This is a genomic window from Enterobacter mori LMG 25706 (genome assembly GCF_000211415.1).
GTDB classification, from domain to species: domain Bacteria; phylum Pseudomonadota; class Gammaproteobacteria; order Enterobacterales; family Enterobacteriaceae; genus Enterobacter; species Enterobacter mori.
This window is the reverse complement of sequence record NZ_GL890774.1, coordinates 392,127-396,335: the sequence shown is the minus strand read 5'-3', so window position 1 is coordinate 396,335 and position 4,209 is coordinate 392,127. Positions and strand designations below refer to the sequence as shown.

Annotated in this window: 5 protein-coding genes; 4 read left to right on the top strand and 1 reads right to left on the bottom strand. The window is 57.1% G+C overall.

Going from position 1 to position 4,209, the window contains the following annotated elements:
- Nucleotides 1-32 precede the first annotated feature (32 nt).
- The 4 genes from ENTMO_RS0103695 to ENTMO_RS0103680 all read left to right on the top strand — a co-directional run bounded on the left by ENTMO_RS0103695 (nt 33) and on the right by ENTMO_RS0103680 (nt 3,693).
- Complete coding sequence (locus tag ENTMO_RS0103695) at nt 33-1,169, top strand: lactonase family protein (protein WP_010427364.1); 1,137 nt, start codon at nt 33-35, stop codon at nt 1,167-1,169.
- A 19-nt stretch (nt 1,170-1,188) separates the two neighbouring features.
- The gene (locus ENTMO_RS0103690) at nt 1,189-3,099 is read left to right on the top strand and encodes a BglG family transcription antiterminator (protein WP_010427362.1); all 1,911 of its coding nucleotides are present in this window, start codon (nt 1,189-1,191) and stop codon (nt 3,097-3,099) included.
- A gap of 77 nt (nt 3,100-3,176) precedes the next feature.
- Nucleotides 3,177-3,419, top strand: a complete 243-nt coding sequence (locus ENTMO_RS0103685) for a type II toxin-antitoxin system RelB/DinJ family antitoxin (RefSeq protein ID WP_008501400.1) — start codon at nt 3,177-3,179, stop codon at nt 3,417-3,419.
- A complete protein-coding gene (locus ENTMO_RS0103680) occupies nt 3,409-3,693 on the top strand; it encodes a type II toxin-antitoxin system RelE family toxin (protein WP_010427361.1) in 285 nt (94 codons plus the stop codon). The genes ENTMO_RS0103685 and ENTMO_RS0103680 overlap by 11 nt, the downstream gene beginning before the upstream one ends.
- 3 nt (nt 3,694-3,696) lie before the next feature.
- On the opposite strand, the gene nrdG is transcribed toward ENTMO_RS0103680, so the two are convergent.
- Entirely contained in the window at nt 3,697-4,161 is a 465-nt protein-coding gene (gene nrdG, locus ENTMO_RS0103675; protein WP_010427360.1) for an anaerobic ribonucleoside-triphosphate reductase-activating protein, read from the bottom strand.
- Nucleotides 4,162-4,209 lie beyond the last annotated feature (48 nt).

Sequence of the window (4,209 nt, the reverse complement as noted above, 5' to 3'; positions counted from 1 at the left end):
GAAACACACCGCACAAACCTGAAGGAGCCACCATGCACACCCGTACCCTGCTTGTCGCTTCACTCTCAATGCTCGCCACCACCGCTATCGCCCAAACGCAATACGCCTGGGTGGGCACCTACAACCCCAACGGAGAAGGGCTGTACCGCTTTACCGTTGATCCGCAAAGCGGCGCGCTGGCGAATAAAACGCTGGTCAGCACGCTGCCGAACGCTGCGCAGCTTACCGTCTCGCACGACGGCAAAACGCTCTACCTGGCAAGTGAAGTGGAGCAGGGCGTGGTGCAGGCGCTGCGGGTGGGGGATAACGGTGAACTGAGCAAGCTGAATCAGGTGGCATCCGGCGGTGCGGGGCCGGTGTATCTTTCCCTGACGCCGAACGGTCGTCATCTACTGGTGGCGAACTACGTCAGCGGATCGATTGCCGTTTTGCCGGTCAAGGCAGACGGCAGCCTGGGTGACGCCATGGATCAATATCAGGATCAAGGCGAACCGGGCGCGGCGAAGCCGGAAGCGGCTGCGGAGGGCAGCTTTGCCATCAGCGATCACAACGGTCCGCATGCGCACATGATCGCCGCCGATCCGAGCGGGAAATACGTGTTTTCCACCGATCTTGGGCTGGATCGTCTCTACCAGTACCGCTTTGACGATCGAAGCGGCAAGCTGACGCCGAACGATCCGCAGTTTATCAGCGCCTCCTCAAAAGGTGCCGGACCGCGCCACTTTGTCCTTACGCCAAAAGGCGATGCCCTGTGGCTGATTAACGAAGAGGCCTCTACGCTCACCCATTATACCGTGAACGCCAACGGCACCTTAAAAGAGGGCAAAACGCTTTCAGCCCTGCCGGAAGGCTACAAAGGCACCAGCTTTGCTGCCGGGCTGGCATTAAGTGCCGACGGCAAACAGCTGTATGTGGCTAACCGTTTGCATAACAGCATCGGGCACTTTACCGTAACAGCGGAGGGCACGCTGACGCATCAGGACGACGTGTGGACGAGGGGCGACTATCCGCGCACCCTGACGCTCGATAAACAGGGACGCTGGCTGTACGTCATGAACCAGCGCAGCGACAACATTACCCGTTTCCGCGTGGCGCAGGACGGCAAACTCAGCTTCGAACCGGACTATACCCCGGTCGGCAGTCCATCCCAGATGGTCATTTCACCTTAAGCCGTAAGAGGACAAACCCGTGCGATTTCCGAACCAACGTTTAGCGCAACTTTTCGATCTGTTGCAAAACGAGACGCTGCCGCAGGACGAGCTGGCGCAGCGGCTGTCGGTTTCCACGCGAACCGTCCGTGCCGATATCACCGCCCTGAACGCGCTGCTGGCAAGCCACGGCGCGCAGTTTGTTCTGAGCCGTGGCAATGGCTATCAGCTCAAAATTGACGACGCTGAACGTTATCAGCAATTGCAGGCATCCCACCCGCGCGCGCTGCGTATTCCGCGGACCGGACCCGAGCGCGTGCACTATCTGGTGGTACGTTTTCTCACTTCAGCGTTTTCCCTCAAGCTGGAAGATCTGGCCGATGAGTGGTTTGTCAGCCGCGCCACGCTGCAAAGCGACATGGTGGAAGTGCGCGAGTGGTTCCACCGCTACAACCTGACCCTGGAAACGCGTCCGCGCCACGGCATGAAGCTGTTTGGCAGCGAGATGTCCACCCGCGCGTGCCTGACCGACCTGCTCTGGGAGCTGGCGCAGCAGGACAGTCTCAACCCGCTGGTGACCGAAGTTGCTCTCAACGCGGGTGTGCCGGAGCAGATGGTGGCCGTACTGCATGATGCGCTGACGCGACATCACATCCGCCTGACCGACGAAGGCGAGCTGTTCCTGCGTCTGTACTGTGCGGTGTCGGTACGTCGCATCAGCGAGGGCTTTCCGCTGCCGGAATTCCACGCCGAAGACGTAGAAGAGAACGTGCGCGAGGCGGCGAAAGATATCGCGGTCTCTATCCAGCAGTTGGCGGGCAAAGCGCTTTCGCCTTCGGAGGAGAGCTGGCTGTGCGTGCACATTGCGGCGCGGCAGATCCAGGAGATTGCCCCGAGCGCAATTAATGCAGACGACGATGAAGCACTGGTCAACTACATCCTGCGCTACATCAACACTCACTATAACTACAACCTGCTCAGCGACGAGCAGCTTCACGCGGACCTGCTCACGCACATCAAAACCATGATCACCCGCGTGCGGTATCAAATTATGATCCCCAACCCGCTGCTGGATAACATCAAGCAGCACTACCCGATGGCGTGGGATATGACCCTCGCAGCGGTATCGAACTGGGGCAAATACACGCCGTATGTGATCAGCGAAAACGAGATTGGCTTCCTGGTGCTGCATATCGGCGTCGGGCTGGAGCGTCACTACAACATTGGCTACCAGCGTCAGCCGCGCGTGCTGCTGGTGTGCGACGCTGGTAACGCTATGGTCCGCATGATTGAGGCGGTGCTGCAGCGTAAATACCCGCAAATTGAGGTTACGCGCACGCTCACCCTGCGCGAGTACGAGCTGGCAGAAACGATTGGCGAAGACTTTGTGATCGCCACCGCCCGCGTCAGCGAAAAGTCCAAACCGGTGGTGACGATTGCCCCGTTCCCGACCGACTATCAGTTAGAGCAGATCGGCAAGCTGGTGCTGGTGGACCGTACCCGCCCGTGGATGCTGGATAAATACTTCGATGCGGCCCATTTCCGCATTATCGACACGCCCGTTGATCAGCAAACGCTGTTCCGGGAACTGTGCGCGCAGCTTGAAGGCGAGGGATTTGTCGGCGCGGAGTTCCTGGATTCCGTCGTCGAGCGTGAAGCCATCGTCAGCACTATGCTCGGCGACGGCATTGCGCTGCCACACTCACTCGGCCTGCTGGCGCAGAAAACGGTAGTCTATACCGTGCTCGCCCCGCACGGCGTCCAGTGGGGCGATGAAACCGCGCACGTCATCTTCCTGCTCGCCATCAGCAAAAGCGAATACGAAGAGGCGATGGCGATTTACGATATTTTCGTGACGTTCCTGCGCGAACGCGCGATGTCACGGCTCTGTAGCTGCGGAGATTTTGCCGAGTTTAAGGCGGTGGCGATGGAGAGTTTGAGCCGGTTTTGAGAGGCGTTATCCAGAATTCGATGTAATGCGAATGTAATGCTAAAATGCATTACATATTCGTTTTTACTGGAGGCATAATGGCCACGCTTAACGTCCGTCTGGATGACAAACTCAAAAACGAGGCTTACGCCGTGCTGGAAAAACTCAATATCACCCCTACGGAAGCGGTGCGATTACTGTTTCAGTACGTAGCTGAAACAGGGCGCATGCCCGTGAAAACGGTCACGATTAGCGACAGCGAAGATGCGCTGATACAGACGGTCCGGGAGCGGCTGGCTAATCCGCAAAAGGGAATTAAGGTTAGTCTGGATGACTTATGAACTGGCGTTTGATCCCAGGGCGTTAAAGGAGTGGAGCAAACTGGGGGAGACTGTAAAAGACCAGTTTAAGAAGAAACTTGCCGACGTGCTGGCGAAACCCAGGATTGAATCAGCCCGCTTACAGGGCCTGCCTGATTGCTACAAAATCAAACTTAAAGCCTCCGGCTATCGCCTGGTCTATCAGGTTCAGGACGAAGTGGTGCTGGTTGTTGTTATTGCCATTGGGAAGAGAGAGAAATCAGCCGTTTATCATGATGCAAACAAACGGCTTTAGCATTTAACGCAGATGATGCACAACCTGGTTACTGCTGCCGCGCCAGATAAGCGACGGGTCTTTTAAATCCTGCATAAACTTGCCGTCGACCAGGACGTTAATCAGATCCACCACTTCCATTTGCTGCGCGTTCAGCTCTTCCAGCTTGTAGCCTGTCCAGACCCAGATATCTTTTCCCGTACACTCTGACCGAATGCGCTTCACCAGCTTCAGGATATCCGGCACGTTTTGCGGGTGGAGGGGGTCGCCACCGGAAAGTGAGATCCCCTGACGTTTGATGCGGGTGTCGTTCAGGTCGTTGACGATCTTGTCTTCCATCTCAGCGGTAAACGGCATACCGGAATTTAAACGCCAGGTGCTTTTGTTGTAGCAGCCGGGGCATTCGTGCACGCAGCCTGAAACAAACAGGGTACAGCGGGTGCCGGGGCCGTTAACGATGTCGACGGGGTAGTACTGGTGATATCGCATAGAAAATGTCCAGAGAATGTGTGCGCGCTGATGCCCTCACCCCGGCCC

Bases quoted from the DNA above. Each gene is read 5' to 3' on its own strand.
- ENTMO_RS0103695 (WP_010427364.1), top strand. From the start codon at position 33: ATGCACACCCGTACCCTGCTTGTCGCTTCACTCTCAATGCTCGCCACC.
- ENTMO_RS0103685 (WP_008501400.1), top strand. From the start codon at position 3,177: ATGGCCACGCTTAACGTCCGTCTGGATGACAAACTCAAAAACGAGGCT.
- ENTMO_RS0103680 (WP_010427361.1), top strand. From the start codon at position 3,409: ATGACTTATGAACTGGCGTTTGATCCCAGGGCGTTAAAGGAGTGGAGC.
- nrdG (WP_010427360.1), bottom strand. From the start codon at position 4,161: ATGCGATATCACCAGTACTACCCCGTCGACATCGTTAACGGCCCCGGC.